The organism is Methylophilus sp. VKM B-3414, from assembly GCF_032248435.1.
GTDB classification, from domain to species: Bacteria; Pseudomonadota; Gammaproteobacteria; order Burkholderiales; family Methylophilaceae; genus Methylophilus; species Methylophilus glucosoxydans.
This window is the reverse complement of record NZ_JAVTLI010000001.1, coordinates 402,754-418,931: the sequence shown is the minus strand read 5'-3', so window position 1 is coordinate 418,931 and position 16,178 is coordinate 402,754. Positions and strand designations below refer to the sequence as shown.

General features: G+C 53.2%; 17 protein-coding genes. 4 read left to right on the top strand and 13 right to left on the bottom strand.

The window, feature by feature from the left end; genetic code table 11:
* Positions 1-20 precede the first annotated feature (20 nt).
* Both tldD and Q9292_RS01860 read left to right on the top strand, forming a co-directional pair.
* Positions 21-1,460: a metalloprotease TldD gene (tldD, locus tag Q9292_RS01865; protein WP_313984070.1), complete on the top strand. Its 1,440-nt coding sequence runs from the start codon at positions 21-23 to the stop codon at positions 1,458-1,460.
* Positions 1,461-1,573: 113 nt separating this feature from the next.
* The gene (locus Q9292_RS01860; protein ID WP_313984067.1) at positions 1,574-1,888 is read left to right on the top strand and encodes a hypothetical protein; all 315 of its coding nucleotides are present in this window, start codon (positions 1,574-1,576) and stop codon (positions 1,886-1,888) included.
* Positions 1,889-2,025: 137 nt separating this feature from the next.
* On the opposite strand, the gene Q9292_RS01855 is transcribed toward Q9292_RS01860, so the two are convergent.
* Positions 2,026-3,189: a sugar MFS transporter gene (locus tag Q9292_RS01855; protein ID WP_313984064.1), complete on the bottom strand. Its 1,164-nt coding sequence runs from the start codon at positions 3,187-3,189 to the stop codon at positions 2,026-2,028.
* Between the two features lie 255 nt (positions 3,190-3,444).
* Here Q9292_RS01855 and Q9292_RS01850 point away from each other — a divergent pair, with 255 nt between their 5' ends.
* On the top strand, positions 3,445-3,705 hold the full coding sequence (locus Q9292_RS01850; protein WP_275356870.1) for a DUF2934 domain-containing protein: 261 nt from the start codon (positions 3,445-3,447) through the stop codon (positions 3,703-3,705).
* Between the two features lie 3 nt (positions 3,706-3,708).
* On the opposite strand, the gene Q9292_RS01845 is transcribed toward Q9292_RS01850, so the two are convergent.
* From Q9292_RS01845 to greB, 10 genes are all read right to left on the bottom strand, one after another.
* Complete coding sequence (locus Q9292_RS01845; RefSeq protein WP_313984061.1) at positions 3,709-4,746, bottom strand: hypothetical protein; 1,038 nt, start codon at positions 4,744-4,746, stop codon at positions 3,709-3,711.
* Between the two features lie 14 nt (positions 4,747-4,760).
* A complete protein-coding gene (locus tag Q9292_RS01840; protein ID WP_313984058.1) occupies positions 4,761-5,249 on the bottom strand; it encodes a hypothetical protein in 489 nt (162 codons plus the stop codon).
* Between the two features lie 203 nt (positions 5,250-5,452).
* Positions 5,453-6,013 (bottom strand): elongation factor P, encoded by a 561-nt coding sequence (gene efp / locus Q9292_RS01835; protein WP_018986563.1) that lies wholly within the window; start codon positions 6,011-6,013, stop codon positions 5,453-5,455.
* 198 nt (positions 6,014-6,211) lie between these two features.
* Positions 6,212-7,303 (bottom strand): elongation factor P maturation arginine rhamnosyltransferase EarP, encoded by a 1,092-nt coding sequence (gene earP / locus Q9292_RS01830; protein ID WP_313984053.1) that lies wholly within the window; start codon positions 7,301-7,303, stop codon positions 6,212-6,214.
* A 130-nt stretch (positions 7,304-7,433) separates the two neighbouring features.
* A complete protein-coding gene (locus tag Q9292_RS01825; protein ID WP_313984050.1) occupies positions 7,434-7,937 on the bottom strand; it encodes a 3'-5' exoribonuclease in 504 nt (167 codons plus the stop codon).
* A 195-nt stretch (positions 7,938-8,132) separates the two neighbouring features.
* Positions 8,133-8,525 (bottom strand): hypothetical protein, encoded by a 393-nt coding sequence (locus Q9292_RS01820; RefSeq protein ID WP_313984265.1) that lies wholly within the window; start codon positions 8,523-8,525, stop codon positions 8,133-8,135.
* Complete coding sequence (locus Q9292_RS01815; RefSeq protein ID WP_313984047.1) at positions 8,525-8,869, bottom strand: heavy-metal-associated domain-containing protein; 345 nt, start codon at positions 8,867-8,869, stop codon at positions 8,525-8,527. The genes Q9292_RS01820 and Q9292_RS01815 overlap by 1 nt, the downstream gene beginning before the upstream one ends.
* A 35-nt stretch (positions 8,870-8,904) precedes the next feature.
* On the bottom strand, positions 8,905-9,561 hold the full coding sequence (locus tag Q9292_RS01810) for a hypothetical protein (RefSeq protein ID WP_313984044.1): 657 nt from the start codon (positions 9,559-9,561) through the stop codon (positions 8,905-8,907).
* A 72-nt stretch (positions 9,562-9,633) separates the two neighbouring features.
* Entirely contained in the window at positions 9,634-10,068 is a 435-nt protein-coding gene (locus tag Q9292_RS01805) for a hypothetical protein (protein ID WP_313984041.1), read from the bottom strand.
* A gap of 69 nt (positions 10,069-10,137) precedes the next feature.
* The gene (gene greB / locus Q9292_RS01800; RefSeq protein ID WP_194747074.1) at positions 10,138-10,620 is read right to left on the bottom strand and encodes a transcription elongation factor GreB; all 483 of its coding nucleotides are present in this window, start codon (positions 10,618-10,620) and stop codon (positions 10,138-10,140) included.
* Positions 10,621-10,888: 268 nt separating this feature from the next.
* On the opposite strand from greB, the gene Q9292_RS01795 reads away from it, so the two are divergent.
* Positions 10,889-13,426: a methyl-accepting chemotaxis protein gene (locus Q9292_RS01795; protein WP_313984036.1), complete on the top strand. Its 2,538-nt coding sequence runs from the start codon at positions 10,889-10,891 to the stop codon at positions 13,424-13,426.
* A gap of 63 nt (positions 13,427-13,489) precedes the next feature.
* Here Q9292_RS01795 and Q9292_RS01790 read toward each other — a convergent pair whose 3' ends face one another.
* On the bottom strand, positions 13,490-13,858 hold the full coding sequence (locus Q9292_RS01790; protein WP_275356879.1) for a hypothetical protein: 369 nt from the start codon (positions 13,856-13,858) through the stop codon (positions 13,490-13,492).
* Positions 13,859-13,982: 124 nt separating this feature from the next.
* A complete protein-coding gene (gene pbpC / locus Q9292_RS01785) occupies positions 13,983-16,178 on the bottom strand; it encodes a penicillin-binding protein 1C (protein WP_313984032.1) in 2,196 nt (731 codons plus the stop codon).

Below are 16,178 nucleotides of genomic sequence, written 5' to 3'. Positions count from 1 at the left end.
GAAAGTAAAGTAGACCCACTATGCAAACACACCTGACCACTGCCAACGATTTACTGCTGCGCCCTGCTGGACTGGATCAAGAAGCGCTGACCAATGTGCTCTCCGGCATGATGACGCACAATATCGACTATGCCGACCTGTATTTTCAATACAGCCGCAGCGAATCCTGGGGCCTGGAAGAAGGTCAGGTCAAATCCGGCAGTTTCAATATCGACCAAGGTGTTGGCGTGCGCGCCGTGAGCGGCGAAAAAACGGCTTTTGCCTATTCGGATGACATCCACCTCGACGCCTTGCAACAAGCAGCCAGTGCCACCCGCGCTATCGCCAGCCTGGGGCAAGAAAAAACCGGCCATAGCATCGTCACCCGCAGCCACCTGCCGCTCTATCTGCCGCAAGACCCGATTGCCAGCCTGAGTGCAGACGCTAAGGTCAAGCTGCTCGAAAAACTCGAACGTTACGCCAAGGCCCAAGACCCGCGCGTCACGCAAGTGATGGCCTCCATGGCCGCCGAATACGAAGTCGTCATGGTCGCCCGCAGTGACGGCGTCATGGCAGGCGATGTGCGCCCGCTGGTGCGCGTCTCCCTACAAGTCATCGCCGAGCACAATGGCCGTCGCGAACAAGGCTCCAGCGGTGGCGGTGGCCGCTTTGATTACAGCTACTTCACCGATGAAGTGCTGCAAGACTACGCACAAAAAGCCGTGCATCAAGCCCTGGTTAATCTGGATGCGCGCCCTGCCCCGGCAGGCAGCATGACCGTCGTGCTCGGCAGCGGCTGGCCAGGCATTTTGCTCCACGAAGCTATCGGCCACGGCCTCGAAGGCGACTTTAACCGCAAAGGCAGCAGCGCCTTTAGCAATATGATCGGCCAGCAAGTCGCCGCAAAAGGCATCACCATCGTTGATGACGGCACCATCGCCGACCGCCGCGGCTCCCTGACCATGGACGACGAAGGCAACGCCCCGGAAAAAACCGTATTGATTGAAGATGGCATCCTGCGCGGCTATATCCAGGATACGCTCAACGCCCGCCTGATGGGCATGAGCCTCACTGGCAACGCCCGCCGCGAAAGCTATGCACACATCCCCATGCCACGCATGACCAACACCTATATGCTCAACGGCGACAAAGACCCGCAAGAGATTATCAAGTCAGTCAAAAAAGGCCTCTACGCAGCCAACTTTGGCGGAGGTCAGGTAGATATCACCAGTGGTAAATTCGTTTTCAGCGCCGCTGAAGCCTACATGATTGAAGATGGCCAAATCACCTACCCGGTGAAAGGTGCAACACTGATTGGTAACGGCCCCGACGTACTGAAACGTGTGAGCATGATAGGGAATGATATGGCGCTGGATAGCGGCGTAGGGACTTGTGGTAAGGAGGGGCAGAGCGTGCCTGTAGGGGTTGGGCAGCCTACGTTGAGGATTGACGGGTTGACGGTGGGTGGGACATCGGCGTAGCGTGTTAGGTCAGCTTTTGGATTTCGCGCGTCACGTGAGTCTCGATTAATTGTATCAGTAGCCGATATTGGGCAGAACCCTTATACGTTGATACACAAAGTGAAGTCTATTTTATGGCGAATCAATGGCATATTCCCGATTGGCTTGAGGCAGCCATAAGAAATAGAGACAAAGCGTGTGTCTATTGCGCAAAAGAGTTTACACCCACTTCAGTCTCCACCAGATCTGCTGCCAGCTGGGAACACATTATCAACGATGAAACCATCATTTCACTTGAGAATATTGCACTGTGTTGCAGGGGCTGTAATGCCAGTAAAGGTCAGAAAAAACTTTCTGAATGGATGAAGTCTGACTACTGTAAAACACATGGAATCACAGAAAAAACCGTATCTCAAGTGATTAAAGATGCTTTGGCTAAATGCCTGTGATGGTTACAACTTTATAGTGTGGGCAATTGATTGCCAACGCGGCCAGAAATACCTTAATAGATCTGCATCCAACCATATCCATCGCATTTGAAGTTACCTCGCGTGGGCAACAAGTTGCCCACCCTACAGACTTACGGTTATAACTTCAAATTACGCATGCCAAACCAAGCGATATACGCATAACAAATCACCGGCAACACAAAGGCATGATGTATTCCCAAGCGGTCTGCCAGCAACCCGGTCAAAAGTGGGATCACTGCGCCCCCCACAATCGCCGTTGCGAGCAGACCTGACCCTTTTTTCTCCTGCCCCGCTTTCAGGCTTTTGATGCCCAATGTAAAAATGGTGGGGAACATGATGGAGTTACACAAGCCGACCAGCACCATGGTGGCAATCGCCAGATTGCCTTTACTTTGCATGGAGACCAGAATAAACACGACAGAGAGCAATGCGTGGGTGATAAGCACTTTGGCGGGGGCGAATGCCTTAAGGGTGAAGATGCCGATAAAGCGGCCGATCATGGCGCCACCCCAGTACAAAGCCACCAGCGGTGCGGCCTGGGTTTCTGCAACATGGCTGATGTCCATTACATAATTGACCAGAAAACTGCCTATCGAGACTTCAGCGCCAACGTAGGCAAAAATACCGATCACGCCCAGTAACAGGCCTTTTTCTTGTAATACTTCAGACCAGCTGCTCTCGTCTGCTTCTGCGCTTTCGATCCCTGACAGGTTGATGCGTGATAGCACGACTGCGATCACGATCAATACGCTAGCAATCAGGAAATAAGGATAGACCACGCCTTCGGCATAGCTGGAGTTGGTCAAACCAGAGAGGATGAAATAGGCGCCAAAAAACGGGGCGACAAAGGTGCCGAGAGAGTTAAAGGCTTGAGCCATGGTCAGTCTGGAAGACGCAGTTTCTTTCGGCCCGATGATGGACACGCAAGGGTTTGCGGCCACTTGCAGTAGCACGATGCCAGACGCGAGCACGAACAGGGCCGCCAAAAACAAGCCATAGGTGTGCAATAGCACGGCCGGATAAAACAGCAGGCAGCCCAGGGCGGCCAAGGCAAAGCCGATCACCATGCCTTTTTGGTAGCCGACTTGCTCAATCAGTTTGCTAAACGGGATAGAAGTCAGGCCATAAGCCGCAAAAAAACAGAACTGGATCAAGGCCGCCTGGGCATAGCTCAAGGCAAAAATGGCTTTCAGATAGGGCACCAGAATGTCGTTCAGGCAGGTGATAAAGCCCATCATAAAGAACAGGATGGTCAGTGAAGTGAGCGCTTTTTTATACATATTTATTTTTAAAAATGATGAATTGCTGTCACTACACCATATCTGCAGCGACTTTGGAAGGGCCACCCTGCATTTGCAAAGCGAGTGAACTTGACCGTGAAAAATGCTTCAAACAGCAAAAATAGCTGACACATATCAAATTCCCTGCATATTCAGGAAGTTAGCCGCTTGACGATGACGGGTTACCGTTTGTAATATGAGTATGACAAGGCCACAAGCTTTATTTTCATTCATCTCTAGACCAAGGAGTTATGTATGGCAACCAGCAAGACCACTGATGTATCCGCAAAAAAAACCAGCGCAAAAAAAGCGGCCCCTAAAACTGACACCCCAAAAACCAAATCTGCCAGCCCCCGTAAAAAGTCTGTAAAACCTTCTATTATCACCAGCGAAGAGCGTTACAAGATGATTGAAGTTGCGGCCTACTATATTGCAGAGAAAAATGGCTTTGGCGATAGCCACATGGATTACTGGCTACAGGCTGAAAAAGAAATTGATCACAAGCTGAATGCCTGAATCTTAGCGGCCTGGGTTTGCTGGCCGCTTACCGTAATGATTTAACGGTGCCGACGTGAACTGAATATCGGCACCGCTATGTTGTGCATATTGTAAAAATCCCAAGACTTCAGGGTGGCTCAACTTGAGTCCATAAGCCACATAGGGGTACTCTGAGAGCGGCACCTGTTTCTGGAAGAACGGCCAGTTAGCGCTGGGATTGTAAAAGCGTTCAACCAGGCTGGTAATCGCCAGTAACTCGTATTGTCCTTGTGCGTTCAGCACCAACCACGGCCCGCCAGAATCGCCCACCGTAGGCATGGGAATCGTATGGTCGTACTGGTCGAGGTCGTTTAATCGGTTTACCGCCAGCAGCGCCTTTTCGGCATGCACCAATTCTTGCGTATAGGCAAACTGGGTCTGTGCTTGCAGGTGCAACATCTCGTCCATGTCGCGATAGGGCTTGGGCAATATCTGATAAAAATCCGACAGGTCATGCACAGGCTTGCGTTCGCCGCAGCGCGGATGCCGCGTATCCGCCTCGCCATAGCCGCGCCCATAGCCGCAAATCATAATCACATCTGGCACATGGTCGTCGATGCGAATGCGCAGGGGTTGGATCAGGCTTTGTACTTTGGCATCAAATACCAGCACCGCGACATCTTGAGTCAAATCTTCAGCCACACGGTCAAAGGGCCGGTAGAAGGCTTGTGTTAAGCGCACGTCCTCCAGCCCCAGCAGTTCAGGTTGTGCAATGCCTACCACAGGCAAATCTTTGGGGCCGGTCAGCCGCACCTCTTTCATGCAATGCGCAGCGGTAATCAGCGTCAATGGTTTGAGGCCCACAATCGCTGCACTGCAAATCGAGTCGTAATACTCCCACTTTTCAACAGACTGTAAAAAGTGTGCATGCTGTATGCTGAGCTTGACCGTGGAAATCGTCATGCCCGGAAACGTGAGTCCATGAATAATGGCTTGCGTGGGATAGCCCATGGTCAATCCCAGACACACCACGAGCACAGGCGCAATCCGCCTGAGCAAGCCTTGCTTGATGTACCACATCAGGATTAAACCGCTTAGTGCAAGCTTCTGGCAGCGTTATTTTTTAACTCTATGGGGCCAAAACAGCTTTCAAGCGAAGGATCATCGTCATCACAGGAAATAAAACTGCTGCCATCAGGTTTAAACAGCACAAAACTGGTTTGCTCGGTATTAATTTCAGAATGTTGTTTGGTGCAATCCAGGGCCTTGTTACTTAAGGTCACGCGATGATTCAACTTGAAAAAACCATGTTCATCCGGTTGCGGGGTGACGTCATAACGCGCTTCAAGTTGCTCGTCGCCGCTAGTAAAAACCGCTGTGCCGTCTTCTTTAAACCAGTAGGTTTCGAGGCAACCACTCTCGGGCAATCTGGATTCCCAATAACCGATCAGGGGATGTTTGAGTGATCTGGGGTCTGCTTTGCCCTCTCCTTCTGCATGGACAGACAAACTGCTGAACAGCGCCGCCCCCAACACCACGGACAACAGGAAGAAGCTTGTTTTTTTGACTCGCTGATCACGCATTGCACACCCCCAAGATTGAAATGATGTAAAGCTGTCAGCGATTGTCATGGAAAAATTTTAAGCGCAGATAGTGAATGATTCACTTGAACGGTTGCATTATTTCCTAGAATGACGCACTATCCGGCATCATCGCAGGGTCATCTCCAGCGGCAGACAATAAAAAACCCCGGAAAATCCGGGGTTGATCATCGCAAGCAGAGGAATTATTTCATCACGCGGTTGCGGTATTCACCTGTACGGGTATCGATCTCGATTTTGTCGCCTTGGTTCACAAACAAAGGCACTGGAATCTCAAAACCGGAAGCGATTTTCGCTGGTTTCATGACTTTACCTGAAGTATCGCCTTTGACTGCAGGCTCGGTATAAGTGATCTCACGCACCACAGTGGTTGGCAGTTCGATAGAAATCGCTTTGCCTTCGTAGAAACGCACTTCACATGGCATGCCGTCTTCGAGGTATGGCAGCGCGTCTTCCATAAATTCGGCATCCACATCGTATTGATTGTATTCAGCATCCATAAATACGTAGGTAGGATCAGCAAAGTAAGAGTAAGTCACTTCTTTCTTTTCGAGCACGATCACATCAAACTTGTCCTGTGCGTTGTAGACGTTTTCGCTAGGCGCTTCAGTCAACAAGTTTTTCATTTTCATTTTCACCACAGCCGCGTTACGGCCGGATTTGTTGTATTCAGTCTTTACAACCACCATCGGGTCGTTGCCAATCATCACTACGTTGCCAACGCGGAGTTCTTGAGCGATTTTCATAATAAGCCTTAATTTGTATGCGGGATTTTAAAACGCCGGATTATACCCGATATGCGTGACATTTCTCAAGAAAACAAGGGATTAAGTGACCACGCTTGCAAATTGCTGTGTTGCGCGGGACCCGTGCGCAAGCCGTATCTCATCGACTGCCTTGCTTGCTGCGTTGTTAGCGCCTTGCGCTTTATGCTCATCGCTCACTTAACGCCGGATTTTGTCAATAAAACGCACCAAGTTGGTGGCGAGATCTGGCTGCTGCGATTGTTGCGCTTTAAACGCTTGCGCATGACTGGCAAGCGCGGGTAATGCAGTGACCAGCGATTGCCACAAGTCAGGACGCCAGTGCCCGCGTGCCCAGGCCAGCATGGTTTCACGCACGGTTTCGGCAACCGAGGCTTCGGCTTGTGCCAGATAGTGATCGAGAAAGGCATTGAGTTTAACCAGATGCGTTTCTTCGCTTTGCTGATACGGCAACCAGATCATGGGTTTGCCCGCCCACAATGCCCGTATCCAGCTATCCTCCCCACGGACAAAATTCACATCGCACAGGTAAAGCAGACGGTCGTAATCCGCTTGCGATAAAAACGGAATAACGAGAAACGTACACTGCTGGCGCTGGATCTGCTCACCCACCCGCAATGGGCTGCTCCCTAGCACCTCGGCCAGCATAGGCGCGACTGTTTCTGGCACCAGCACAAACACAGGCTGGAGAGACTGCGCAAGCGACGTCACCAATGCAGCCAGCGGGGCATGCGCGTAGCAAAATAAGGAGAGCGTCAGTGTGCGAGGGGATGCGGCTATCGGCGGCGCAAATTCAAAGCTAGACCACTGCGCCGTTGCCTGCCATGCGGGCAAGCTGGCCTCACGTAGCAGGCCACCGGTCTGCGGCGTAAACCCGGGGTAAAAGAAATAACGGATCAAACCATTGGCTTGTGGTGAGGGTTGTGCATGAAACCCCTCTACCCAGGGTTCTGCAGATAAGTAATCGACATTGACCCAAGTGGCAGCGCCTTGCAGCATGGCTTGCTGATAAGGCTCAGGCAAACCACAGCCAAAGGTTTCAATGACGATATCGGCCGCTGGTGAAAAATCTGCGTCTGCATTCCAGTGCCGTATCTCAATGCGGGCATGCCCAGCACCCGCAAAACGTTCGGCCAACGCAAGATCATCCACCCACAGGCGCAGTGCAATATCGTACTCATAGGCCAATTGCCTGGCCAGGCGCCAGCACACGCCAATATCGCCAAAGTTATCCACCACTTTGCAAAGAATATCCCAGCGGGCGCCAGACACAGCTTGGGGAAGTGACGCAACAGGGCGTATATGAGTCGCACACATAGGAGGAATAGAACGGGGGAATGCCGCTGAAACCCAGGAAGCGCTAGTCTACCCGATCTTGCCAGTGGTCGGCAGCCTGGCGCGTTTATGCCGCTGAGGCGGTGGTCATTTCAGCGGTTTCCAGCCAGGTCAATTGCAACAGCTTGGCATCGGTCGACGCGCGATGGGGCTCCAAAGCCATTTGCTCACGCAGGCGCTGCTTGGTCTCATGCCAGACGGCTTTCTGGTCAAGCGTGAGCGTCAGGCTCAAATCCTCAAGCTTGAAGTTGGGGCTCAAGCCAGCGGCCTCATACAAGCCGTGTAACCAGACAAAGTCTTGATACCAGCCATCGGTATACACCGTTTTGCCATTGAGCATATGATTCAAATGCAAGGCAATCTCGCGTGCCGTCGCGCCATAAGTTTCCAGCGACTGGCGGGATTGATGGTGTAGTTTTTCCGCTTCATCATCCCAATGCAGCCAGTCCGCATGCGGCTGTACTTGCGCACTCCAGGTCTGCCCGCTTTTATCCACATAGCCAATTTCGACCGGATAACTGCCAGCGCCAAAGCCAGAGGCTTCAATGTCGATGATGATAGGTGGATTCATGGCAACTCTCTGCATTGTTTTTCTAATTAAGTCATCGTCAAAAAGACGGACTTCTTTAATGAAACAGAATTATACGCAGGAATATGACGTGCAAATGAATTAAAAGCATTTGTTTTCAACCGCTTATTGACATTCAGCCGCATAAACGCGGCTGAATGTCCTCCCCCTGATTCATCCAACACCAGGGGATGCAACTCAAGCGATCAATAAGGGGGCAATAAAAGCAAAGAAGCTGCCGACCAAAAAGATGACCACAGAAAACCTGTAAATCCACAGGCTTTGCCGCCGGGTTTGCTGGCATAGCTTGGCCAACTGTGGATCCACCGGGCAAGGCAAATTGCGCGCACGCCACTGCATGATGCCGGCCAGCAGCAACATGCTACCGGCCAGGCCAAACACCAGCGGCTTATGCTCGCTGATCCAGATCAGTTGCGGAAAATGGCTAATCAGGCTGGTCAAGGTTGCCACCGAGCCGATCGCCACCAGCGTGGCTGGCAAGGCACAGCAAATCAGCGTCGAGCCACTGGTGAATAGCGACAACAGATTCAACCGCTTGCTCGCCTGCAAATGATTGATTTCAGCGGCCATCATTTGCTACCTGCCTGGTGATCCGCCTTGACCACTTCTGCCTGAATCGCTTCAACAGTCTGGTTCACCCGGGCCAGCTTGGCCACCGTATAGCCAGCATCTTCAATCACTTTGCTAAAGGCCGCATCGGAGACCTCCTGGCCATCTTTGAGTTGCAAGGCAACCACCCGGCTTTTCAGGTCAACAAATGCGGCCTGTTTCTGTGGCAAGGCATTGAGTTTTTTCTCGATGCCTTTGGCACAAAACGCGCAGACCATGCCGTTGACTTCGGCCTTGATCGTGGTCACGGCAAAAGCCGCAGGGGTCATTGCAGACAGCATTAATGTGATCAGTAATTTTTTCATGATTCAGATTCCTTTTATTCAATATTCAATCAGGGTTAAAACACAAACATGGCATTCAGGCGCGGCGCAAAGCCCTCGCCTTGCCAGGGGTTGGTCACCCCAAACTCAAGAAAGTAGTTTTTGTTGATGAGCCTTAGTGCAGGCGTCACCTGCACGGACGGATCGTTGTTGCGCATGGTTTTAACCTCCATCACAAACCATGGCTGCGTCTCGTTAAAGCCGGTTTCATAAAATGAAAACCCAGCTTGCACGGCGGCGGTGTCATAGTTCATGTGAGGGGCGCGGATCATGCGCGCCTTGGCGAGAAAATACAGCCGGGTAGACTCCACATCAAATTGCAGACTGGGCGTATAGGCAAAGCCATCATAGTGCCCGCTTGCCTCGCCGACGCTGCCGTTAAACCAGACATTGGCCTGGGCAGACGGCAGGTTCCAGCGTTTGATGATGCCGGTGTAATTGATCCCGGAAATGGTGGTGGCTTGCTCGCCTTTCCCCGACATGCGCATTTGCTCGACGCCAATGGCATGCCCAAAGGTGGGCGAGTAATTCAACATCCATTCCTGGTTGTAGCGACCGATCTCGGTCATGAGCATGGCGCTGTCCTCAAACCCCATCAGCGCCGCCGCGTGGGCGGTCAAACTAATCTGGCTGAGCAAGAAGGCGCCACAGGCAACATAACGTTGCTTAAACATATAGCCTCCATATTCAAAATGCAAAAACGCATTGTGCAAAAACGCTAGGTACGGACGGATTTGTCCTGGGCGTTAAGCGAATATGGGTGGCTTGATCGCGGGAGGGTAAGTTTGGGAGTGCACAGGATCTGCCTCAAACAAGGGGGCAGCATGAGACTGTGCGAAGAAGACAACAGCTGGAAAAGCTTGCAGATCGGCCACACCGGTGCTGACCATGCAAAAACCGCAGACACTGCACTGATGACCGGGCGCGACTTCAGTATCCCCTTCAGGCATGGCATGTTCATGCGCGTCTGCCATATGGTGGCAAGGCATGGCTTCGGCCTGCGATTGCACTTGAGCTGAGAGGTCATGCGAAGACACAGCATGTGCGGCCAGATTGAAGGCCTGGTCAGCCAAGGTCATCTGCAATGACATGACGTTGGCAGCCATGACAAAGCATGGCAACCAGAAAATCAGGAACAAGCAGAGACGTTTACGCATGTCTTTAGGATAAGGCCTGGCCATGATTAGTTCAAGTCTTTGTCGATACTTTTACATGATGCTGCCAGCAGTGGGAGCGGCGCGATGCTTCCATCAGGCATAACGGATATCAATAATTTCATACTCGGTGTCGGCCCCTGGCGTCACCACATGTACGGTATCGCCCAGATTTTTGCCCAGCAGCGCTCTCGCCATCGGCGATACCCACGAAATATAGCCTTGTGAAGGATCCAGCTCATCCTGGCCGACGATGCGTATGGTTTTTTCGCTGTCATCACCAAGGTTAAACAAGGTCACCCAGGCGCCAAAAAACACTTTTTCAGTATTGGTTTGCGTATGGCTGTAAACAATCTCGGCCGCTTCCATGCGTTTGGTTAAAAAGCGGATACGCGAATCAATCTGCCGCAAGCGTCGTTTGCCGTAGATGTAATCCCCATTTTCGCTGCGGTCACCGTTGCCTGCCGCCCAGCTCACCACACGGACCACCTCTGGCCGGTCGACTTTAATCAGGTATTGAAACTCTTTCTCCAGGGCGGCATAGCCCTCGGGCGTAATATAGTTTTTTTGTTCAGCCATTCAATTCCAAATCCATTTTTTGTGCCCCGCACGCTGACTTCAGCGGCAAGCCCATGCTCGCCGAGCATATCATACAACATCATGCGTCTAGTACCCGCCAAGCAGTCACTCGCCTGTTGCATCCTCCCTTTATGAAACATTTGTGAAAGTTTGATGAAAACGCTTTAGTTCAGGCCTTGTTTTACGTAAATAGGTTGAGCGTTGCAATCTGCACGCCCACGCCAGCCTGATGACTGGCCGTTGTTCAAGTTTGTCCCTGAGGAATTGCATGAAAAAGTCTCTCGCCCATCTCAATGTCGGCACCCGTTTGTTTTTAAGTTATGGATTGCTGATTTTATTTACCACCTTTATTTTTGTGATTGCCTGGCGCGGGTTTAATCATATCCACCAGACCTGGCAGCAGTTTGAAACCGTGCAACTGACCAAACGAACCCAGATCGAAAACGCCAGCAAAGGCCTGGGAGATGCGGTGCACCATTTTAAAAATTACATCCTCAGAGGCGGCCGCGAAGCCCGCAAATTTGAACAAGGCCTCACCGATATTGAACAAGCCATGCAAGCCTATGCAGCAACCGGCGTACTGAACACACAAGAAAAAGAGATTTTAGGCAATATCACCCTTGCCCTGACCACTTATCGTGACGCCATGAAACGCTGCGAAGCGCTCAAAAACGAAGGCATGGGCGTGACTGAGATTGATGCGACAGTCAAAGGCGCAGACAAGCCATTAAATCATTCCCTCAGGCTGCTGATGGATATGAATACTGCAGGCGTGTCGGATGCTTCTGCGCAGTTTGCATCTACCATTGCCAGCGCGAACAAACAGATCGAAATCGCATTACTGGTGGCGATAGTCATGGCCATGCTCATCGCCTGGAAAATGACCCACTCCATCACCAGACCGCTTGATCAGGCACTGACCATGTCGCAGCATATCGCCAATGGTCAGTTTATTGTGCAGGCAGCGGCACAAGGGAGCGACGAAACTACCCGGCTGTTGAACGAAATGCAGCGCATGCAAGCCAATATTCAGAACATCGTGCAATCCCTGAATGAAATGTCCAGCCAGCACCGGGCCGGCATGATTGATTACCGCATAGACAGCAGCCAATTTTCGGGCGCCTATCAGCAACTGACTTCAGGCATTAACCAGATGGTCGAGGAGCATATTGAGGCGCAGAGCCAGTCTTTGCAGGTGGTCACAGCCTTTGGCGAAGGGGATTTCAACCAGCCACTGGCGGCTTTCCCTGGTCAACGCAGCTATATCAACCAGAGCATTGAGCAGGTACGCCAAAACTTCAAACGCTTAATGGAAGATGTACATACACTGTCAGCCGCCGCGGAACAGGGCCAGCTCTCCACACGCGTGGATGAATCACGTCATCAGGGTGAATTCAGGCAGATTGTGGCCGGCTTTAACCAGACGCTGGATGCCGTGGTCACGCCCTTGCAGACCACGGCGCATTATCTGGATCAAATGGCGGCAGGCAATATTCCGACCCGGATTGACACCCAGTTTGCCGGTGACTTTAACCTGATGCAAACCAGCCTGCAGCACTGCGCACAGGCGATTCACCAGCTGATCAGCGATGTTCATCACCTGGCCTCGGACGCACAACAGGGCAAACTGGATACACGGGTAGACGTAGAAGCACACGCCGGGGATTTCCGTCAGATTATCCAGGGCATCAACCAGACCCTGGACGCGGTGGTCTCGCCACTGCATGTGGCGGCAGACTGCGTCAACCGGATTGCGGCGGGAGATCTGCCCGCCCCTATCAATAACCAGTACCATGGCGACTTCAAGGTGCTGATCAACAACCTGAACACCTGCATCCTGTCCGTGAAGCGACTGGTAGCCGATACGCGCCAGATTGCCGATGAAGCCCAGCAAGGCCAACTGTATAGCCTGGTGGATGTGACGGCGCATGCTGGCGATTTCAGGCTGGCCTTGCAAGGCTCACAAGAGATTCTGCAACGCATGGTGGCGCCGATAGAAACCGTCAAGCAAGCGGCAGAAACCATACAGGTGGCTGCCGCAGAAATTGAAAAAGGTAATAACGACCTGTCACGTCGCACCGAGACGCAAGCCAATGCCCTGCAAGAAACATCAGCCAGTCTGGAAACCCTGACCAGCCATATCAAGCAAACGGCCGACCATGCGCGTCAGGCCCGCCAGCAGGCCAGTCAAGCCAACCAGATGGCCTTGCAAGGCGGCGATGCCTTTAAAGCACTGTCGACCACCATGCAAGGTATCAATGAGACCTCGGACCAGATTGCCCAAATCACCAGCGTGATTGACAGCATTGCCTTCCAGACCAACATCCTGGCGCTGAATGCAGCGGTAGAAGCTGCGCGTGCCGGTGAAGCTGGCCGTGGCTTTGCCGTGGTGGCAGGCGAAGTGCGCAACCTGGCCACCCGCTCGGCCGCTTCAGCCAAAGAGATCAAGGAATTGATTGCCACCTCGGTCAGCCAAACCAATGTCAGTGCCAAACAAGTGGGGCAAGCCGGTCGCACCATGCAGGACATTGTGCTGGCCGTGCAACAGGTCTCCAGTAGCATAGGCGCTATCTCCGAGGCAGCCGGTCAGCAAAGTGACGGCATGCAGCAGATTTATGCCTCCATGACCGCCATCGACGAGACCACGCAGCAAAATGCCGCCTTGGTAGAAGAAGCTGCCGCGGCCGCAGAAAGCATGCTGGAACAGGTGCACACCCTGGTGGCCTCCGTCAATCAGTTCAAACTGGAGGCAACACCAGAAGAAACACTCGCCCTGCCACAACAGACGTGGCGCTTAAGTGCCTGAAGCTTGCCTAGCCCCAGGCATAAAAAATGCGCCCGTCTTGGGCGCATTTTTTATGCTTCACGGTTAATTGTAATCGTCATTCACCTTTAACACGTTATAAACATAGTAACTAGTCTCACCAAAGCAGCTTGACGGCACGCCCTTGTGCTCTTCATATTGCAACCGGACGCGCTCACCAGACAAGGCATTGATTTTGGGAATCACGGCCGGATCGCGCACGGTAAAGTAAAACTTCTCGGCCTGGGTGCCGGGCACGGTGACCAGCACCAACTCACCCTCCCAGGTTTTGCACAACCAGCCTTTATTCGAGAGTTTTTGCACATAGCCGACCCTGTCCCCCGATGAATACACCCAACTCAAGCTGGCCCAGGTATAGAGTGCAAACAAGGCCACCGGCAACAATAACCATAACAGCCACTTTAATACACGCATGTTTAAAATCCTGCTCTTCCGTAAATGATGAATTGTATGGCTGAATCATAAGGGATAAATCACTTTTACAGCCATATTTATTGTCATGGCGAACAGTTTGCCTTGTGGCCGCCTGGCCCTAAACTTAAGCTGGGGCTTTAAGGGCTATCGCCCGCACTTCAAACGGGTGCTGATCCAATAGCTGGCCGTGCTTGTCCCGCAGGCTTAAGACATGTTTGCCTGGGGGCGGCAAAGGAATCGTCAGTTGTGGCAAACGGCATTGGTTGATCAAGTGCTGATCCAGATACAGACAGGCCTGCCCGCTCCAGGCGGCTTGCACCAGCAAGGCTTGTTTGCGGTCGGGAATATCCGGATCTGGCGCAATCACCGCCCCCGCCGGTGGCGCAATCAGCTGTGCTTGTAGCGGTGCCAGACGAAGGGTGGTTGTGGCTGGCAGTGGCGCATTGCCTAGCACCCATTCTTGCCTGGGGGCCTCGATGGCTGGCACATAATGCACGGTTTGCGCCACGACACCAGCTGGCGGCACAGGCGACATGGACGCGCTGTCCCGGTGCAGATATTCCATGATGTCACGCCACACCGGCGCTGCGCCTGTCACGCCTGACACATCCCACATTGGCTCGCCAGAAAAGTTACCGACCCAAACCCCTACCGTATAGCGCTGGCTGTAGCCGATCGCCCAGTTGTCACGCATGCCTTTGCTGGTGCCGGTTTTCACCGCCGCCCATCCCCGCGTCGATAATGGGCTAGATAAACCAAAAGTCATACTGCGCGCCACCGGGTCAGACAAAATATCACCGATGATAAAGCTGGTTTGCGGAGTGAACACCTGGCGTGATGGGGACAAAGGCTTGGTGCCTGTGTGAAAACGGATTGGCTGCCACTGGCCCCCATTGGCCAGTGCCCGGTAAGCATTGGTGAGCTGGAACAAACTGGTTTCGGCACCGCCCAGGGCGAGGCCAAAACCATAAAAATCGGCGTCCTGTTTCAAATCCTGCAAGCCCAGCTGTTGCAGGGTGTGTAAAAAGCAGTCCACACCCACCAGCGTTAACGCGCGCACGGCAGGTACATTTAACGATGAGGCGAGCGCCGTGCGCACACTGACCGCGCCATGAAAATGGCGGTCATAGTCTTGTGGAATATACAAGCCGCTGGGCGTGGTCAGTGCCAGCGGCGAGTCATCCAGCACCGAGGCGGCTTGCAGCCACCCCTGATCTATCGCCAGTGCATACAAAAAAGGCTTGAGCGTAGACCCTGGCTGCCGCAACGCGGCCACGCCATCCACCGCTGCAGCCCCGGATAAATCGCCGCTGGAGCCAACATAGGCCAGTACCTCGCCACTGGTATTGTCAAGCACCAGCACGGCGCCGTCGGTCACATGCTGGCTGGCCAGTTGAGCCAGATGGGTTTGCAATGTTTGCCGGGCAAAACGTTGCAGACTGGCATCCAAGCTGCTGCGGTCACGCTGTCCGGCCTGTGTGAGCAACCGCCTGGCCACATGAGGCGCATCATCCTGCCCGGCCATGGGGAAAGGCCGTTTCGGTAACAAGGCGGCGCGTATCCACAAGCGCTCGCAGTCTTGGCGTGCATCCTGCGTGTGCGTATGTGTCAGCACATCGCAAGCGCGCCCGGCCAGACGCGAAGCACTGGCGGCTGGCGCCCGCACCAGCGCTGCCAGCAAGGCCGCATCCAGACGATCCAGTGCCGCCGGGCCTTTGGCCAGCAAGCCACGCGCGGCCGCATCAATGCCCACCAGTTCGCCACGAAACGTCACCCGATTTAAATACGCCTCCAGAATCTGGTTTTTCTGCCAATCATGATCAATGGCCAGAGCCAGGCGAATTTGTGCCAGCTTGAAGCGCCATGGTGAGGTGTTTGAAAAGCCGGGCTGGGTGTCTTGCAGCCATAACTTGGCTAACTGCATGGTCAATGTACTCCCGCCGCGTCGATGCGGGCGATGCAGGTTATCCCAGATGGCAGACAACAGGGCCCACGGATCCACCCCCGCATGCTGATAAAAGCGCTTGTCCTCGGCCACCAGCATGGCCTGCTGCAAGCGTGGGGAAATCTGTGCCAGCGGCACCCAGTCCAGCCTGCGGTAATCATGATTCAGGCGCAAGCGTTGCAGCGGTGCGCCATGTCGATCCAGCAGCCAGGCCTCTGAACTCTGGCTGTGTTGCTTAAACTGGCCGAAGTCTGGCACCTTCACTGTCGCCACCCACAGGATCAGCAGGCAGATTCCGGCCAGCAGGGCCAGCACTGCGCAAAGCCACGGACGACTGCGCAGGCTGAACCACAATGGCAGGAAGAAACGTCGCAT

Bases quoted from the DNA above. Each gene is read 5' to 3' on its own strand.
- tldD (WP_313984070.1), top strand. From the start codon at position 21: ATGCAAACACACCTGACCACTGCCAACGATTTACTGCTGCGCCCTGCT.
- Q9292_RS01860 (WP_313984067.1), top strand. From the start codon at position 1,574: ATGGCGAATCAATGGCATATTCCCGATTGGCTTGAGGCAGCCATAAGA.
- Q9292_RS01855 (WP_313984064.1), bottom strand. From the start codon at position 3,189: ATGTATAAAAAAGCGCTCACTTCACTGACCATCCTGTTCTTTATGATG.
- Q9292_RS01850 (WP_275356870.1), top strand. From the start codon at position 3,445: ATGGCAACCAGCAAGACCACTGATGTATCCGCAAAAAAAACCAGCGCA.
- Q9292_RS01845 (WP_313984061.1), bottom strand. From the start codon at position 4,746: ATGTGGTACATCAAGCAAGGCTTGCTCAGGCGGATTGCGCCTGTGCTC.
- Q9292_RS01840 (WP_313984058.1), bottom strand. From the start codon at position 5,249: ATGCGTGATCAGCGAGTCAAAAAAACAAGCTTCTTCCTGTTGTCCGTG.
- efp (WP_018986563.1), bottom strand. From the start codon at position 6,013: ATGAAAATCGCTCAAGAACTCCGCGTTGGCAACGTAGTGATGATTGGC.
- Q9292_RS01825 (WP_313984050.1), bottom strand. From the start codon at position 7,937: ATGAATCCACCTATCATCATCGACATTGAAGCCTCTGGCTTTGGCGCT.
- Q9292_RS01820 (WP_313984265.1), bottom strand. From the start codon at position 8,525: ATGGCCGCTGAAATCAATCATTTGCAGGCGAGCAAGCGGTTGAATCTG.
- Q9292_RS01815 (WP_313984047.1), bottom strand. From the start codon at position 8,869: ATGAAAAAATTACTGATCACATTAATGCTGTCTGCAATGACCCCTGCG.
- Q9292_RS01810 (WP_313984044.1), bottom strand. From the start codon at position 9,561: ATGTTTAAGCAACGTTATGTTGCCTGTGGCGCCTTCTTGCTCAGCCAG.
- Q9292_RS01805 (WP_313984041.1), bottom strand. From the start codon at position 10,068: ATGGCCAGGCCTTATCCTAAAGACATGCGTAAACGTCTCTGCTTGTTC.
- greB (WP_194747074.1), bottom strand. From the start codon at position 10,620: ATGGCTGAACAAAAAAACTATATTACGCCCGAGGGCTATGCCGCCCTG.
- Q9292_RS01795 (WP_313984036.1), top strand. From the start codon at position 10,889: ATGAAAAAGTCTCTCGCCCATCTCAATGTCGGCACCCGTTTGTTTTTA.
- Q9292_RS01790 (WP_275356879.1), bottom strand. From the start codon at position 13,858: ATGCGTGTATTAAAGTGGCTGTTATGGTTATTGTTGCCGGTGGCCTTG.
- pbpC (WP_313984032.1), bottom strand. From the start codon at position 16,178: ATGCGACGTTTCTTCCTGCCATTGTGGTTCAGCCTGCGCAGTCGTCCG.